The sequence below is a fragment of the Aeromonas salmonicida genome (genome assembly GCF_028355655.1).
GTDB classification, from domain to species: domain Bacteria; phylum Pseudomonadota; class Gammaproteobacteria; order Enterobacterales; family Aeromonadaceae; genus Aeromonas; species Aeromonas salmonicida.
The window spans coordinates 1,904,303-1,921,857 of sequence record NZ_CP110645.1 but is presented as its reverse complement, the minus strand read 5'-3'; the positions used below and the strand labels follow the sequence as shown (position 1 = coordinate 1,921,857).

The 17,555-nt window shown below is 58.9% G+C and carries 13 protein-coding genes; 8 read left to right on the top strand and 5 right to left on the bottom strand.

The features are described from left to right. Positions 1 to 49: 49 nt before the first annotated feature. From ONZ54_RS09285 to ydiJ, 4 genes are all read right to left on the bottom strand, one after another. Entirely contained in the window at positions 50 to 1,927 is a 1,878-nt protein-coding gene (locus ONZ54_RS09285) for a DEAD/DEAH box helicase (protein ID WP_017412353.1), read from the bottom strand. 181 nt (positions 1,928 to 2,108) lie between these two features. Then, positions 2,109 to 2,570, bottom strand: a complete 462-nt coding sequence (locus tag ONZ54_RS09280) for a hotdog fold thioesterase (RefSeq protein WP_058395451.1) — start codon at positions 2,568 to 2,570, stop codon at positions 2,109 to 2,111. 104 nt (positions 2,571 to 2,674) lie between these two features. Further along, positions 2,675 to 3,163 (bottom strand): hypothetical protein, encoded by a 489-nt coding sequence (locus ONZ54_RS09275; protein ID WP_271788002.1) that lies wholly within the window; start codon positions 3,161 to 3,163, stop codon positions 2,675 to 2,677. After that, entirely contained in the window at positions 3,163 to 6,240 is a 3,078-nt protein-coding gene (gene ydiJ, locus ONZ54_RS09270; protein WP_271788001.1) for a D-2-hydroxyglutarate dehydrogenase YdiJ, read from the bottom strand. Before ydiJ ends, ONZ54_RS09275 begins: the two co-directional genes overlap by 1 nt. 169 nt (positions 6,241 to 6,409) lie before the next feature. Here ydiJ and ONZ54_RS09265 point away from each other — a divergent pair, with 169 nt between their 5' ends. The 3 genes from ONZ54_RS09265 (at position 6,410) to ONZ54_RS09255 (ending at position 10,456) form a co-directional block, all read left to right on the top strand. After that, positions 6,410 to 7,336 (top strand): cation diffusion facilitator family transporter, encoded by a 927-nt coding sequence (locus ONZ54_RS09265; protein WP_099992763.1) that lies wholly within the window; start codon positions 6,410 to 6,412, stop codon positions 7,334 to 7,336. Between the two features lie 286 nt (positions 7,337 to 7,622). Next, positions 7,623 to 9,158 carry a TerC family protein gene (locus tag ONZ54_RS09260; RefSeq protein WP_058395455.1) on the top strand — a complete coding sequence of 512 codons (1,536 nt, stop codon included), beginning with the start codon at positions 7,623 to 7,625 and terminating at the stop codon, positions 9,156 to 9,158. Between the two features lie 176 nt (positions 9,159 to 9,334). Further along, a complete protein-coding gene (locus tag ONZ54_RS09255; RefSeq protein ID WP_271788000.1) occupies positions 9,335 to 10,456 on the top strand; it encodes an alkene reductase in 1,122 nt (373 codons plus the stop codon). 101 nt (positions 10,457 to 10,557) lie between these two features. Here ONZ54_RS09255 and ONZ54_RS09250 read toward each other — a convergent pair whose 3' ends face one another. Next, a complete protein-coding gene (locus tag ONZ54_RS09250) occupies positions 10,558 to 11,577 on the bottom strand; it encodes an adenosine deaminase (RefSeq protein ID WP_271787999.1) in 1,020 nt (339 codons plus the stop codon). Positions 11,578 to 11,796: 219 nt separating this feature from the next. Between ONZ54_RS09250 and ONZ54_RS09245 the strand changes: the two genes are divergently transcribed. From ONZ54_RS09245 to ONZ54_RS09225, 5 genes are all read left to right on the top strand, one after another. After that, a complete protein-coding gene (locus ONZ54_RS09245; protein WP_096118311.1) occupies positions 11,797 to 12,546 on the top strand; it encodes an HAD-IIA family hydrolase in 750 nt (249 codons plus the stop codon). Positions 12,547 to 12,566: 20 nt separating this feature from the next. After that, a complete protein-coding gene (locus tag ONZ54_RS09240; RefSeq protein ID WP_058395459.1) occupies positions 12,567 to 14,186 on the top strand; it encodes a cation:proton antiporter family protein in 1,620 nt (539 codons plus the stop codon). Between the two features lie 89 nt (positions 14,187 to 14,275). Next, on the top strand, positions 14,276 to 14,644 hold the full coding sequence (locus ONZ54_RS09235) for a cupin domain-containing protein (protein WP_256684143.1): 369 nt from the start codon (positions 14,276 to 14,278) through the stop codon (positions 14,642 to 14,644). A 193-nt stretch (positions 14,645 to 14,837) separates the two neighbouring features. Beyond that, positions 14,838 to 16,502: an asparagine synthase B gene (gene asnB / locus ONZ54_RS09230; protein WP_212539931.1), complete on the top strand. Its 1,665-nt coding sequence runs from the start codon at positions 14,838 to 14,840 to the stop codon at positions 16,500 to 16,502. A 221-nt stretch (positions 16,503 to 16,723) separates the two neighbouring features. Then, a complete protein-coding gene (locus ONZ54_RS09225; protein WP_155603449.1) occupies positions 16,724 to 17,524 on the top strand; it encodes an NYN domain-containing protein in 801 nt (266 codons plus the stop codon). The last annotated feature ends 31 nt before the right edge of the window (positions 17,525 to 17,555 follow it).

Genomic DNA, 17,555 nt, shown 5'->3' with positions numbered 1-17,555 from the left:
ACAAAAAAGGCCGCTCAATGAGCGGCCTTTTTATCAATGCAATCAGGACTTAGCTGTCGCGGCGCTTGTTGCCACCGAACTTGCGATCCTTGTTGAAGCCACCTTCACGGCGCTCCCCGCTCTTGTTGAACGGACGGTCACCGCTGGGGCGGCGATCCTTGTTGAAAGGACGATCGCTGCGGGGCGGACGGGGGGCAGTATTGCTGCCAGCCGGCACCTCTGTGTAGCGGGTGATCATCAGCGGACGCTGGCAAACACGGGCTTTCTTGATCACTTCCAGCACATCGGCGGTCATGCCTTTGGGCAGGTCGACGGTGGAGAAGTCATCAGCGATATCGATGTTGCCGATGAAACGGCTCTCGATGTTCGCTTCGTTGGCGATAGCGCCCACGATCTGGCCCGGCTTGACACCGTGATGGGCACCCACGTCTACGCGGTAGCGCTCCATCTCGACGTCCGGGTTGTCTTTCAACGGACGCGGCTCGAGGGACGGCATGCGACGGGCAGGACGATCACCACGGTCAGCAAAATCACTGCCACCGTCACGGCGTTCGAAATCACGACCACCACGATCATTGCTGCTGAACTGCGGCTCAGGGATAGAGTCATCCAGCAGCAGCGGTTGATCACCTTGAACCAGCTTGGCCAGGGCGGCAGCCAGTTCCAGCGGATCGGCAGAATCTTCTTCGATCAGCTCGTTCACCAAGTTCAGGTAGAGCTCAAGCTCTTCGCCCATCATGGTTTCCCGGATGCGCTCTTTGAACTTGGTCATACGGTGCTGGTTGATGTCCTCGGTGCTCGGCATCTTCATCGGCTCGATGGCCTGACGAGTGGCGTGCTCGATGGCACGCAGCATACGACGCTCGCGGGGAGCAACAAACAGGATGGCCTCACCCTTGCGACCAGCACGACCGGTACGGCCGATACGGTGAACGTAGGATTCGGTATCGTACGGAATGTCGTAGTTCACCACGTGGGTGATACGCTCGACGTCCAGACCACGGGCGACAACGTCGGTGGCGATCAGGATATCCAGCTGGCCTTGACGCAGCTTGTCAACGGTACGCTCACGCAGCTTCTGCGGGATGTCACCGTGCAGCGCTTCACAAGCATGGCCACGAGCGGCCAGTTTGCCAGCCAGCTCTTCGGCAGCGTTCTTGGTACGCACAAAGACCAGTACGGCTTCGTACGGCTCGACTTCCAGCAGACGGGTCATGGCGTCCAGCTTGTGCAGACCGGTTACCTGCCAGTAGCGCTGACGGATGGTCGGTGCAGTGGAGGTCTTGGAGACGATCTTGATCTCTTTGGGCTGCTTCAGGTGCTTCTGGGCAACACGGCGGATCTGGTCCGGCATGGTGGCAGAGAAGAGAGCAACCTGACGGGTGCTCGGGCACTGTTCCATGATCCAGTCCACGTCATCGATGAAGCCCATGCGCAGCATTTCATCAGCTTCGTCCAGCACCAGAGCTTTCAGACCGGAAAGATCCAGGTTCTTGCGACGGATCAGGTCCATCACACGGCCAGGAGTACCCACGACAACCTGGGCACCGCGACGCAGGGCGCGGGTCTGGGTTTCGTAAGAGGAGCCACCGTAGATGGGCAGGACGTGGAAGTCAGGCATGTGCTTGGCGTAACGTTGGCACGCCTCGGCAACTTGCAGGGCCAGTTCACGGGTCGGAGCCAGCACCAAAACCTGGGTGTTGCGGTTACCAGCTTCCAGACGAGACAACAGAGGCAAGGCAAAAGCAGCGGTCTTCCCTGTACCGGTTTGCGCCTGCCCCAGCAGATCGTGTCCCGCCATGAGGTGGGGAATTGCTGCGGCCTGGATCGGTGACGGGCGCTCATAGCCCACGTCTTGCAGCGCTTTCAATACAGGCGCGGCCAGTCCAAGCTCACTAAAAAGGGGCAGTTGTTCGGTATCAGACATAGATTCTTCCAGATTAAGGCAGGCGGCTAAGCACCGCGGAATAGCAAAAAGGCGGCGATTATAGCGCCACTTTGTTCTGCTGTCTTGAAAAATGTGATAAGCCTCTCAAGACGTTGGCAATTATAGAGGGATCTCGCGACTATGGCTTGCTTATTTTGCACTACTGGTGCGTTATTGCTGGTCACTCCCCGCTGGAGTCCTTGTCCCGCTTGTGTTTGAGCACCGCCATGGTCAATCGACTGGTGCACAATAAACGCCCACGTTCATCCCGAATTTCAATCTGCCACACCTGGGTCGTTGCCCCCAGATGCAGGGGTGAGCAACGCCCTGTGACCACCCCTTCCCGCTTGGCGCGCAGATGGTTGGCGTTCACCTCCAGCCCCACACAGTAGCTGTCCGGCCCGACCGCCATATTGGCAGCCAGCGACCCGAGTGTCTCCGCCAGCACCACTGAGGCGCCGCCGTGCAACATGCCTAGGGGCTGATGGGTTCTGTGGTCCACCGGCATGGTGGCTTCGAGCCAGTCGGGGCCAACATCCGTGTAGAGGATATCGAGGTGGGCCATCAGGGTGTTGCGCGACGAGGCATTGAGCCCTTCCAGACTCATGGGCTTGCGCCAGATGGGGGCAGTATCGTGACTCATGGGGGTAGTGACTCCTCTGAGGTGAGAAACAGGTTGAAACAATCGGCAGGAAGCAAAGATGGGGCCCGGCAGCACAGCGGCAAGGCCCCATGGAGATAATCGCATTACCAGGGATAGGTGACGCCAGGCCACTCACTCCAAGGCGTATCACGCCCGGGCAGGCGCGGCGCAGACCAGCGCCATGCCTTGCCAAGCCAGGCACGCAGCTCGGTTTCCAGCTCGGCATCGGTCAGCTGCGCGTCGGCCACCTTCCAGAAGAAGAGTTCCACTTCCACCTCCGGCAATACCGAGGGGTAGAGATAGACGCCTCCCCAGAACTGCAACTCCCGATCCGGGCTCCACAGGCCATAGGCAAAGGAGCGCTTGGCCAGAAACTCTGCCTGCTGCCACTCCAGATCTCCCTCATGCTGACTCAGGCTGAACTGGTCAGAGGGCCAGACATCCTGGGGGCGAAACAGTTGATGAAGCTGCTCCCGTTCACGCTGCATGGCCACAAACTCCACCACGGCCTGGGCCGGGGTGGCTGGCAACAGCAGGAAGTGCGGGTGCCGGTAGGCTTGCGGCACCCGAAACCGCTTAGGAAAGGTCAGCATCAGAGCAGTTCCAGCAACGCCTGCAGCGGATGCTTGAGTTTCTCCCCCTCCATCCGCTTGACCTGACTGCGACACGAATAACCGGTAGCCAGACAGCGATCTTTGGGCAACCTCGACAGGGGCTCTGCCCAGCTGAGACCATAGATCCCCTTGGAGTTCTCCACCTGTTTTGCATCGTGGCCATAGGTACCGGCCATGCCGCAGCAGCCCACAGAGACAGGCTGCAGACGAGCACCGAAGCGGCTGAACAGGGTCCCCCAGTCACCGTGAGTCGAGGGCTTGGCCGTCTTCTCGGTGCAGTGAGCAAACAGATACCAGGGCTCAGCCTCTCCTTTTTCATCGACATCCGCGGTGGGCTTGGCAAGGGGCAGGGTGTCGGCCGGAAGAGAAAGCAGCCATTCCTGGGGCAACAACACCTGAAAATCGCCACGAGCCGCGCCAAGGGCCTTGGCATACTCATCGCGATAGCAGAGCACCAGAGAGGGATCCACTCCCACCATGGGGATACCCAGCGCCGCTATCTTGTTGAGGAACTGGGCGCTGTTGGCCGCGGTGCGGGCGAAGGCACGCAAGAACCCCTTCACGTGCTGGGGCTTGCCGTTGGGCTTGAATGGCAGCAGATAGGGTTGCAGCCCAAGCTTGCTGGCAAGTTTCACCAAGTCCCGCACCACGGGGGCGTCGTAATAACTGGTGAAGGGATCCTGCACGATCAGCACCACTCTGGCACGCTGCTCGGCATTCATGGCCTCAAGGCCCGGCAGGTCGAAATAGCGCGCCTTGTTGTCGTGCAGGGATTCGGCCAGGGTCGGTACCGAGAGCAAGGGCACATCCACCATGCCGATGCTCTTCTCGGTCGCCTTCTGGGCCCACTCTTTTTCCAGGAAAAAGTTGACCAGTTTCGGCGCCTTGGCCAGCAGCGGCGCATAGCTCTCCACTGTGCCAACGAAGTAATCCTTGGGGCCCCGCAGATAGCGACTGTGGTATAGCTGCATGAAACGGGCACGGAAGGTGGGCACATCCACCTTGATGGGGCACTGGCTGGTACAGGCTTTACACGCCAGACACCCCTCCATCGCCTCCATCACCTCGTGGGAAAAGTCATACTGGCCACGGGCGCGGGCCAGGGTGTTGCGAAACTTGTCGACGATCGCCTTGAAGCGCAGGCCACCGGATTGCAGCGCCACTTCTTCGGCCAGAGGATCGAAGCCCTGCTCCGCCAACTGGCGCAACCATTCGCGCATCAAGCCGGCACGCCCCTTGGGAGAGTGACGTCTGTCTTTGCTGATCTTGACCGAAGGACACATGGGGGAGTCGGTTTCGAAGGTGAAACAGAGGCCATTGCCGTTGCAATCCATGGCGCGGGTATAGCTTTCCCGCACGGCGATGGGGATCTGGCGGTCGAACTTGCCGCGCTTGGGCCCGTCTACCGACACAAGCGAAGCTCCACTGCCATAAGGCATGCAGATCTTGCCCGGGTTGATGCGGTTGTCGGGGTCAAAGGCGCCCTTGACCCGCTGCAACTCCTCCCACAACTCGCCGAAGAAGGCGGGGCTGTATTCGGAGCGAAAACCCTTGCCGTGTTCCCCCCACATCAAGCCGCCATATTTGGCGGTGAGCGCCACCACCTGATCCGAGATGCGGCGCAGCAGCACCTCCTGCTCGGGGTCGCACAAGTCCAGCGCGGGACGCACGTGCAATACCCCCGCATCAACGTGGCCGAACATGCCGTAGTCGAGGCCGTGGCCGTCGAGCAGGGCGCGAAACTCCATGATGAAATCGGCGAGAGACTCAGGGGGAACTGCCGTGTCTTCGGTGAAGGCCACCGGTTTTTTACGCCCCTCGGCGTTGCCAAGCAGCCCCACCGACTTCTTGCGCATGGCGTAGATAGTCTCGATGCTCGGCAGGTGACTGCACACCTGATAGCCGATGACACCCGTCTCCCCTTTCGCCAGCAGCCCATCGATGCGCCGGCACAATTCAGCCACCTTGGCCTGATGTTCTTGCTCGTCGGTGTCGGCAAACTCGACGATATTGAGCCCTTGCAGATCCTTGCCGGGCACATCCTCAATGAACGCCTTGACCGAATGCCAGATGATGTCGGCACGGGCCAGTCCCAGCACGCGGGAATCCACCGTCTCCACCGACAGGGCCTGCGCCTGCACCATAAAGGGGGCATTGCGCAGGGCCGAGGGGAAGCTGTCGTACTTGACGTTGACCAGGGTCCGGTAACGCGGGATCGGTGTGATATTGAGCCTGGCTTCGGTGATGAACCCCAGGGAGCCTTCCGAGCCGCACAGTACCCGGCTCACATCCAGGGTGTCGGTGTCGGGGGCATAGAGGTGCTTGAGATCGTAACCGGTCAGAAAACGGTTGAGCTTGGGGAAAGTGGCTTCGATGTCGGCGCGGCGCTCGCGGCCGATGCGATACAGGGTGCGGTAGATCTCCCCTTCCCGACTCTCGAGGGCCAGCTTGTCTTCAAGACGGGAGCCATTGACCGGCTCTGTGACCATGATGTCACCGTTTTCCAGCACGGCTTTCAAGCCCAGCACGTGATCCGAGGTTTTGCCGTAGACGAGCGACCCCTGCCCGGAGGCATCGGTATTGACCATGCCGCCCAGAGTGGCGCGATTGGAGGTGGAGAGATCCGGCGAGAAGAAATAACCATGGGGTTTCAAATAGGCGTTGAGCTGATCCTTGACCACCCCGGCCTGAGCGCGCACCCAGCCCTCCTCCAGATTAATTTCCATGACCTGGTTCATATGGCGGGAGAGATCGACGATAATGCCGCCGCCCAGGGATTGGCCATTGGTGCCGGTACCGCCGCCGCGAGGGAAGAAACTCAAGGCTGCGTACTCGGGCCCCCGTGCCAACTTGAGCATCACAGCAATGTCATCCGCACTGCGCGGATAGAGCACCGCCTGAGGTACGACCTGATAGACGCTGTTATCCGTCGCCATCGCCAACCGGCTTGCATAAGACTTTTCGATATCACCACGAAATGCTGATCGCGCCAGCAACTCAAGAAACTGCAGGGTTGTAGGTGACAAACTGTCCTGGTAATCGAGTCTCGGGATCATGAATCCTTGTTCCCATCCTTTGCTTGATGCCGGTACTCCGGCGACAAAGACTGCCCTGGCTGCCTCTTTGCGGGTATCAGGGCCAGTCTGCTCACATGTGAGCGGGCAGTATATCAGCTAGAAAACCGCTTGCGCTTGGCAATATTCACCATTTGAAAGGAGGATTGTTATGGCTCACCACAGCCATGTTATCAGTACGTTTATTACCACAGAGAAACAGGCCTTGACCCTGTCACTGTTCGGCAGCATCGCCTTTGCCATCTTCGGGATTGGCTATGGTCTGCTGGTTGGCTCCCACGCCATCATGCTCGATGGCATCTTCAGCCTGTTCAGCATGGGCATGACAGGCCTTGGTCTGGTTACCGCCTACCTGGTTACCCGCCCCTCCGATGACCGCTTTCAGTATGGCTACGCTCACTTCGAGCCCATTGCCAACGTCATCAACGGGATCATCATTTTGCTGCTCTGTCTCGGCGCCCTCTACAGCGGCATCACCTCCCTGCTGGCCGGTGGTCGCGAGATAGATCTCGGTCACGCCCTCATCTGCGCCGCCATTTCCACCTTCTTGTGTGCACTTATCTATGTTGTCGAGGCGCGAATGGCCAAGCGGTTCAACTCGGAGCTGGTGCGCGTCGATTCCGAAGAGTGGCTGGTCGACACCATTTTAAGCGCCACCCTGCTGGTGGGCTTTCTGGTCGCCATGGGCCTCGATGCCATGGGCCATGGTCAATACAACCGTTACATAGACCCCATGCTGGTCTCTCTGCTGGCCCTGTGCGCCACCCTCATTCCCATCAAGGTGCTCGGCCGCAATCTGCGAGAAGTGTTGAAGATTGCCCCCAAGGGGGATGTATCCCAGCGGGTCGCCAGCGAAATTGAAGCCCTGCGCCAGCGCCATGGAATCGAGTGCTACAGCCATCTGGCCAAGAGCGGTCGTCGCTTCGATCTGGAGTTGAACATACTGGTGGCACCGGGGCAGGAGTGGCCTGTCGAGCGCCAGGATGCCCTGCGCCAGGAGCTCTGGTCACGCCTCGGCGATACCCTGGGGGATGCCTGGCTCTCGGTCTGCTTCACCCGCGAAAAACGCTGGTTGTAACGACCCACAGGGGGAGTGCAGCCAGGCTGCCTCCCCTGCGTCATCACATCTTCATCGCCCTGCTCTTGCCAAAGCGCCGATTCTCGCTATCATCAGGGCTCATTTTTAACCCGAGGTTTTATTGCCCATCATGGACAACCCCCGAAGTTACCTTTCGTTTCTTCCTGTCAAACTCTGTCTTTACCTGCTTCATCAGCGCCTCTGAATAACGCCATTGCCTTGCACTGCCGCGGCCACTGTTGCCGTGACTGATACCCGCTCTGTCTGTATTTATTGAGGTCATTACATGGAATTGCTGCTGGATCCCCACATCTGGGTTGGTCTGTTTACCCTGATCATTCTGGAAATCGTGCTCGGGATAGACAACCTGGTCTTCATCGCCATCCTGGTGAAAAAACTGCCCCCCGCCCAGCGGGATCGTGCCCGTATCATTGGCCTTTCACTGGCGCTGCTGATGCGCCTGGGCCTGCTCAGCGTGATGTCATGGTTGGTCACCTTGACCACACCCATCCTTCACCTCGGTGATTTTGCCTTCTCCGGTCGGGATCTCATCCTGATGGGCGGCGGCCTGTTCCTGCTGTTCAAGGCCACCACCGAGCTCCATGAGCGGCTGGAAGCCAAACAACCAGAAGATGGCCCGGTCGGCGTCTATGCCAGCTTTGGCGTGGTGATCACCCAGATCCTGGTGCTGGATGCCATCTTCTCGCTGGACTCCATCATCACGGCAGTGGGCATGGTGGAACATCTCTGGGTCATGATGGCGGCCGTCACCATCGCCATGGCGGTGATGGTGCTCGCGTCAAAGCCGCTGACCCGCTTCGTCAACGCCCACCCCACAGTGGTGGTGCTCTGCCTGAGCTTCCTGCTGATGATAGGCTTCAGCCTGGTGGCGGAAGGGTTCGGTTTCCATATTCCCAAGGGCTACCTCTACGCGGCCATCGGTTTCTCCGTGCTTATCGAGTTCTTCAACCAGTTGTCCCAGCGCAGCGCAGAGCGTCATGAGGCCAAGTTGCCCCTGCGCGAGCGCACCACGGCCGCCATCTTCAAACTGATGGGCAGCAAGGCGTATCAGGACAGGCCGGATGATGATCTGGATGCACCGACACCTCAGCCGCTGAGCTTCGGGGAGGAGGAGCGCTACATGGTAACCGGGGTACTGTCCCTTGCCGATCGATCCATCCGCACCATCATGACCCCTCGCTCCGACATGGCCTGGATCGACGTCAATGACTCGGTCGAAGAGATCCGTGCCGTGTTGCAACGGGAACCCCACAGCCTGTTCCCGGTTTGTGACGGCGATCTGGACGAGGTCATAGGGGTGCTCAAGGCGCGGGATCTGTTGTTTGCCCTCAACGAGGGCCAGTCCCTGACCGAGCTGGCCAAACAGAATGACCCCATTATCGTGCCCCAGACCATCAACGTGATCCGCTTGCTGGCAGAGCTGCGCAAGGCCAAAGGCAGCCTCATTCTGGTCGCCGACGAGTTTGGCGTCATCCAGGGGCTGGTGACCACCCACGATCTGCTGGAAGCCATCGTCGGCGAGCTGCCTGATGAAGACGAAACCCCGGACATGGTGCGTGATGGCGAGAGCTGGCTCATCAATGGCAGTACCAACATCCACCATGTGGAGCAGGTGCTGGAATACGAGGGGCTGGTGAGTGACAGCGATGAATACGTGACGCTCGCGGGCATGCTGCTCTCCCACTTCGGCACACTGCCGACTCCGGGCCAGCAGCTGCAATTGCAGCAGTTGCATTTCGAGGTGATCGAAGTCAGCGAGCGTCGCATCGAACGGGTGCGCGTCACACCGTTGAACCCCTGATCACACGAACGGCACGACCAACCAAAAAAGAGGGCCAATCGGCCCTCTTTTTTATGGCTGTTTGCCGCTTGACACTTGATTGCTGCATCAAGTGCAATTCTTTTCTGCAATTACCCCTCTTTTTCACAAATAAAAGCAGGGCTAGAGTGGCCTCAATCCACCATGAGGAACACAAAATGAGCCACGACAACCTGTTCTGCCCGCTGCGTCTGGGCCAGTTGCACCTTAACAACCGCATCGTCATGCCCCCCATGACCCGCTCCCGTGCCAGCCAGCCCGGTGACGTGGCCAACGCCATCATGGCAACCTATTACGCCCAGCGCGCCGAGGCCGGCCTCATCATCAGCGAAGGCACCCAGATAGACCCGCTGGGCAAGGGCTACGCCTGGACCCCCGGGATCCACAGCGCCGAGCAGGTAGCGGGCTGGAAGGGGGTGACCGATGCCGTCCATGCCAAGGGGGGCACCATCTTTGCCCAGCTCTGGCACGTGGGCCGCGTCACGCATACTGACAATATCGGCGGGGCCCAGCCCATCTCTTCGTCTGCCATCAGAGCCGAAGGGGTGCGGGTATTTGTCGATAACGGCAGCGATGCTCCCGGTTTTGTCGAGACCACAACCCCGCGCGCCATGACCCAGAGCGACATAGATGCGGTAGTGGGCCAGTTCCGCCAAGCGGCTCGCAATGCCCTGAACGCCGGCTTTGACGGCATAGAGCTGCACGCTGCCAACGGTTACCTCATCAACCAGTTCCTCGACTCCGAGTCCAATACCCGCACCGACAACTACGGTGGCTCACTGGAAAATCGCCTGCGTTTCCTCAAAGAGGTGACACAAGCGGTCAGTGCCGAAATCGGGGCGGACAGGGTCGGAGTGCGCCTTGCACCGCTCACCACCCTCAACGGCACCGTTGATGCCAACCCGCAAGAGACCTATCTGGCCGCCGCTCGCTTGCTGGGTGAACTGGACGTCACCTATCTGCATATCGCCGAAGCGGACTGGGACGATGCGCCCCTGATGGCGGAAAACTTCAAGCAGGGGTTGCGAGATGCCTTCCCCAACACCCTCATCTATGCGGGCAAGTATGACGGTGAGCGGGCGCGTGCCGCCCTCAATGCGGGCTGGGCCGACATGATTGGCTTTGGTCGTCCCTTCGTGGCCAACCCGGATCTGCCGAACCGGTTGCGCCACGGCTACCCCCTCGCCCCCCACGATCCGGCGACCCTGTTTGGCGGCGATGAGAAGGGACTGACCGACTACCCGACCTATCAGGCGCTAGCCGAGACGCAGTCAGCCTGAGACGGGCAAGCCGCCCACCTCGGTCACAAAGCCGCACAGTAAAACGCGCCCGCTATTGATGCGGGCGCGTTTTTTGGGGTGTGGCGCCAGCGAGCCAGGGGTCAGTAGAGGGCCACACCGTAACAGGCTGCGTAGCTTCTTATTTCCCGGGTCAGCCGCGCCTTGTCCGCCAGGCTGAGCCAGCTCGCCTCGACGGCATTGAGCGACAAGCGGCAAAGCTGGTTCATGCTGGCGCCAAGATCATGGGCCAAGGCGTGGAAGTTGGCTGCCATGTAGCCGCCAAAATAGGCGGGATCGTCGGAGTTGATGGTGACGCACAGCCCCTGCTCCAGCAGGGTCAGCACATTGTGATGGGCCATGAGCTCAAACACCCTGAGACGGGTATTTGAAAGGGGGCAGACGGTGAGCGGCAACCGGGTATCGGCCAGATAACGCAGCAGGTCGGGATCATCGACGCAGCGCACCCCGTGATCGATGCGGCGTACCTGCAGCTCATGGATGGCCTGCCAGATATACTCGGCCGGCCCTTCTTCGCCTGCATGGGCCACCACCGGCAGCCCCAGCTCGCGACAACGGGCAAAGACCCGGGCAAACTTGGCGGGGGGATTGCCCTTCTCCCCCGAATCGAGACCAATGCCGTGAATGCGGGTGAGAAAAGGCATGGCGTCATCCAGGGTGGCGAACGCCGCCTCTTCACTCAGATGACGCAGAAAACTCATGATAAGCCGCCAGCTGATACCCAGCTCCCGCTCCCCCGCCTGCAGCGCCCGTTCTATGCCCCCCAGCACGGTGGCAAAGGGGATGCCTCGGGCGGTGTGGGTTTGCGGGTCGAAGAAGATCTCCACATGCACCACCTTGTCGGCGGCGCAGCGCTTGAGATAGGCCCAGGTGAGATCGAAAAAATCCTGCTCTGTGATGAGTACGCTGGCGCCAAGGTAGTAGAGATCGAGGAAGGATTGCAGACAGTCAAAGTCATAGGCGGCGCGCACGCTCACCACGTCGGACCAGGGCAGCGCCACCCCGTTGCGGGCGGCCAGCATACACATCAGCTCCGGCTCGAGTGACCCCTCTATATGCAGGTGCAACTCCAGCTTGGGCAAACCGGCAATAAAGTTATCCATGATGACGGCTCCATCAGCACACAGACAGCGAGACCTGCCACTTGCAGAGCGGATCCCTTCCCTCTCCCTTTTCATTGTGTACCTATCTCGCCTGGTAGGGGGAGACTTGTCATCAAACCGACTTATAATGGCGTCACAAAAACAACATAACTGATTGAAGATATTAAGAGTTGGCGTCCGCCCCGCGTTCACTCTTGTGCCCTATACAAAGGAGTTCCCATGAAAAAAAGCGTCATCTGTGACATCGACGGCGTCATTCTGCACAACAACGATCTCATCCCCGGTGCCGACCGCTTCGTCCACCGTCTGCTGGAACAGGGCACCAAGCTGTTGTTCCTCACCAACTACCCGGCCCAGACCCAGAAAGATCTGCAAAACCGCTTCCGCTCCGCCGGGATCGAAGTACCGGAGGAGTGCTTCTACACCTCCGCCATGGGCACAGCCGATTTTCTCAAACGCCAGGATGGCAAGAAGGCCTATGTGATTGGTGAGGGGGCCCTGACCCACGAGCTCTACAAGGCCGGTTTCACCATCACCGACATAGACCCCGACTTCGTGGTCGTGGGCGAGACCCGCAACTACAACTGGACCATGATGCAGCTGGGGGCCAAGTTTGTGGATCAGGGGGCCCGCTTCATCGCCACCAACCCCGATACCCATGGCCCCATGATGCATCCGGCCTGCGGCGCCCTCTGCGCCCCCATAGAGCGGATGACGGGCAAGAAGCCGTTTTATGTGGGCAAGCCGAGCGCCTGGATCATTCGCGCGGCATTGAACCGGATGGAAGCCCACTCCGACGACACCATCATCATCGGCGACAACCTGCGCACCGATATTCTGGCGGGCTTCCAGGCTGGTCTCGAAACCGTGCTGGTGCTCTCCGGGGTGAGCAAGGTCGCGGATGTCGATCGCATGCCGTTTCGCCCGAACCACATCTTCGACTCAGTCGTGGATATCGATATCGTCTGATGTGATCACAGGAGTCATCCATGGAACCGCTCTTCATTGCCGTCGCCTTCGCCTGCGGCATGCTGGTCAACCTGGTGGGGCTGCCTCCCCTGATCGGTTTTCTCGCCGCCGGTTTTGTGCTCAATGCCCTCGGCTATCAAAGCTCCGAAGTGCTGACGACGGTGGCAGAGCTGGGGGTGACCCTGATGCTGTTCACCATAGGCCTCAAGCTCAACATCAAGACCTTGCTGCGCCGGGACGTATGGGGCACCGCCACCGTCCATATCCTGCTCTCCAGCGGCCTGTTCTGGGTGATCCTGCTCGTCTGCAAGGGGCTCGGCATGACCTTGATGCTGGATCTGGAGTGGCCCCACGCCATCATGCTCGGGTTTGCCCTCTCTTTTTCCAGTACCGTTTTTGCGGTCAAGGTGCTGGAGGATCGCAGCGACATGAATGCCCTCTATGCCAAGCTGGCCATCGGGGTGCTGATCATGCAGGACATCTTCGCGGTGGGCTTTCTGACCGCCTCCACCGGCAAATTACCCAGCATCTGGGCGATCTGGATACTGGCGCTGCCCTTCCTGCGCCCCCTGCTGTTCAAGCTGCTGGAGCGGGCCGGTCACGGTGAATTGCAGATGCTGATGGGGATCACCCTGGCCCTGGTGCTGGGGGCCGCCGCCTTTGAGGCTGTCGGCTTGAAGCCGGACTTGGGGGCCCTGGTGATCGGCATGTTGCTGGCATCCCACCCGGCGGCGGCGGGGATGGCAAAATCCCTGTTCAGCCTCAAGGATCTGTTCCTCATCTGCTTTTTCCTCTCCATCGGCCTCAACGGCATGCCGACCCAGGAAACCATGTGGATGGCACTGGTGCTGATGCTGGCACTTCCGCTCAAAAGCGCCCTCTACTATCTGGTCTACAGCGGTGCCCGGCTGCGGGTGCGAACCGCGTTGCTCTCGACGCTGGCTCTCACCAACTACTCTGAGTTCGGCCTGATTGTGGCCGCCATTGCCGCCAAGGCGGGCTGGCTCTCCCACGAATGGCTGGTCGCCCTCTCGCTGGCGCTGGCGGGCAGCTTCATGCTGTCGGCCCCGCTCAATAGCTACAGCGAGTGGATCTATCAGCACATAGGCCCCTGGTTGCGCCGCCTGCAATCTGACACCCTGCACCTGGATGACAGGCCCATCGAACTGGGGGATGCAGAGGTGATCATCCTCGGCATGGGGCGCATCGGACAGGGCGCCTATCATGAGCTGGAGCGCAAATATGGCAACGTCATACTGGGGGTCGAAAACAACGGGGACAAGGCCCCCCTGCTGCGCGAACAGGGGATGAACGTGCTGGAAGGGGATGCCACCGATACCGACTTCTGGGACAAGGTGATCCTCTCCCATCAGGTTCAGCTGGTGATCCTCGCCATGCCCCACCACTCGGGCAACCTCTACGCCATCGACAAGCTGCGCAGCCACGGTTTTCACGGCAAGATAGCAGCCATAGTCCGCTTCGAGGATGATATCGCCTCCCTGCGTGAACAGGGCGTCGATGCAGTGTTCAACGTCTACGACGAGGCAGGCAGCGGCTTCGCTCGCCACGTCATCAGGGAGTTGCAGCCACTCGGCACCGAGGCCCCCCTTGTCAAGGAGTGGCCACCTCGTTTAACTTAACGCCAACATTGTTAAACAAACTAAACGAGTGCGGGGCCAGGATGGCCCCGCACTCTCAATCTCTCACTCACCATTGGCAAGGATGCACCATGAAAACCCTCAACGACTGGGTACTGCTCAACCAGCACGCAGTCTCCCCCACCCCGCTCACGCCCCCAACCGAGCGCATTAAAGCGGGCAACCCTGAGCAAACTGTCTGGAACCACTACTCGGATCCGAGCCAGCAGTTTCACGTGGGCTTCTGGGCCTGCGAGCCGGGGCGCTGGGCCATCCACTACACGGAGCACGAATATTGCCAGCTGCTGGAAGGGGATGTGGTGATCCACGACAGCCTGGGGGGGCAACTTGCCCTCAAACCGGGGGATCAGTTCGTTATTCCGGCGGGCTTTGTCGGGGAGTGGGAGACACTCACCCCCTGTCGCAAGGTCTATGTGATCTTCGAGCCCGCCACCGCTTGACGCTGGCGTCAACTCGCCCTGTTTTTCCACTCAACCCATCTGCCCGTCTGCTTGACGTTTACGGCATGATTTTCTGCGGTTTTCCCGCTTGCAAAAGGGTTTTGCGCTAGGCATTGTGATTGACGAGGAATGTAAATGGAATTTCGAGCCCGTATGTGGGGGGCTCCTATAAAAATCAAGAGGATTACCGCCAATGTGTTCTATTTTCGGCATTCTGGACATCAAATCCGATGCAGCAGCCTTGCGCAAATCGGCCCTGGAGATGTCCAAGCGATTGCGTCACCGCGGTCCTGACTGGTCCGGCGTCTACAGCACAGACAAAGCCATACTGGTGCACGAGCGCCTGGCCATCGTTGATCCGGGCAATGGCGCCCAGCCGCTCTACAACCCGGAGCGCACTCACGTATTGGCCGTCAACGGCGAGATCTACAACCACAAGGAACTCGAGAAGAACCTCAAGGTCGACTTCCAGTTCCAGACCCACTCCGACTGCGAGGTGCTGCTGGCACTCTACAAGGAGAAGGGCCCCGCCTTTTTGGACGATCTCAACGGCATCTTCGCCTTCATCCTCTATGACGCCGAGCAGGATGCCTACCTGATTGGTCGTGACCACATGGGGATCATCCCCCTCTATACCGGTCGCGACGAGCACGGCAACTTCTATGTCGCCTCCGAGATGAAAGCCCTGGTGCCCGTGTGCAAGAGCGTCGAAACCTTCCCGCCCGGACATTACCTCTGGAGCAAGGATGGCGAGCTTAAACAGTGGTACAAGCGCGACTGGATGGAATACGGCGCGGTCGAGCACAAGGTCAGCGACAGAGCGGAACTGAAAGCCGCGCTGGAAGCGGCCGTCAAGCGTCAGCTGATGTGCGACGTGCCCTATGGCGTGCTGCTCTCCGGCGGGCTGGATTCGTCCGTCATCTCCGCCATCACCAAGATCTACGCCGCCCGCCGGGTGGAAGACGATGGCAAGAGCGAGGCCTGGTGGCCGCAGCTGCACTCCTTCGCAGTCGGCCTGGAAGGCTCGCCGGATCTCGCCGCCGCCCGCAAGGTGGCCGATCACCTCGGCACCATACACCACCAGATCCACTTCACAGTGCAAGAGGGTCTGGATGCCCTGCGGGACGTCATCTATCACCTCGAGACCTATGACGTCACCACCATCCGCGCCTCTACCCCCATGTACCTGATGGCCCGTTACATCAAGGCGATGGGCATCAAAATGGTGCTCTCCGGTGAAGGTTCCGACGAGCTGTTCGGTGGCTACCTCTACTTCCATAAGGCGCCCAACGCCAAAGAGTTCCACGAAGAGAACGTGCGCAAGCTCGCCTCCCTGCATCTCTATGACTGCCTGCGGGCCAACAAGTCCATGGCCGCCTGGGGCGTGGAAGGCCGCGTGCCCTTCCTCGACAAGGAGTTCATGGACGTGGCGATGCGCCTCAACCCTGCTGACAAGATGTGCGGCAACGGCAAGATCGAGAAGCACATACTGCGCGAAGCGTTCGAGGAGCTGTTGCCCCACGAAGTGGCATGGCGCCAGAAGGAGCAGTTCTCCGACGGCGTGGGTTACTCCTGGATTGACAGCCTCAAGGCCATGGTCGAGACCGAAGTGACGGACCAGATGTTCGAGGCGGCGGCGTTCCGCTTCCCCGTCAACACACCGCTCACCAAGGAGGCCTATTTTTATCGCGCAATCTTCGACGAGCACTTCCCGCTGGAGTCCGCCGCCCGCACCGTGCCCTACGGCAAGTCGGTCGCCTGCTCCACTCCGACCGCATTGGAGTGGGATGCCAAGTTCAAGGAGATGGCCGATCCGTCCGGCCGCGCCGTGATGGACGTCCACCAGCAGAGTTACTGATAACGCCAGCGGACAGTTTCACTGCGAGATAACCAAGCCCCTTTCGAGGGGCTTTTGTTTTTCTAAGATCGTAATCAAAACACGTCAATGCAAAAAACCAACTATCTCTGATCGTTTCCCTATTAATCTAATGGATGACATTGCTCAGGCTGAGTAAGATGATTAACGTGTTTATGACACCTAGATACATAGGCTGACATCATCAGAAAATAGGAGCTACCTTGGTATCACCACGACTGGTTGCAAAAATTGAAGCTGAAGAACCTACCCTCCGTTTGGCTGTGCTCATTGACGCAGACAATGCCCAAGCAGCAGTTATTGAGGGGTTGCTGGCAGAAATAGCACGGTTTGGAGAGGCCACTGTAAAACGTATATACGGTGATTTCACCGCTCCAACAAGTGCGTCGTGGAAAAAGGTGCTACAGCAACACGCCATAAAACCTATCCAACAATTTGCATATACGACAGGTAAAAACGCCACGGACAGCACTCTAATTATCGATGCAATGGATTTACTCTATACTCGAAAGTTCGATGGCTTTTGTCTGATTACAAGTGACTCTGATTTTACTGGCCTCGCAATGCGATTGCGCGAAGAGGGGCTTACTGTCCTTGGCTTTGGTGAGAAAAAGACACCAGATGCCTTCCGCAATGCCTGTCATAAATTTATATTTACTGAATTCCTTCGTCCAGGAGCCACAACCGAGATAAGTTTGTCCGATAAAAAGGTTGAAAGTGGTCAGAAGCTAGCCCCCGTCCCTTCTAATACCACAGATACTAAACCACCATTCCCCGCAAGCTTTATATTGGCCGCATTAGAGCAATCAAGTGATGATGCTGGGTGGGCACAATTAGGAACTTTTGGTAGTTACCTAACCAAACTACAGCCTGACTTTGACTCGAGGCTATATGGCTACAAGAAGCTATCAGAACTTGTCAAAGCAAAAACAGAACTCTTCTTAACTGAAGAAAGATTGGCCCCTGGTTCGATGTTAAAAGTTCTATATCTTCGTGCAAAATAGTGAAGCATATCGGGATAATATTTCTAGATGC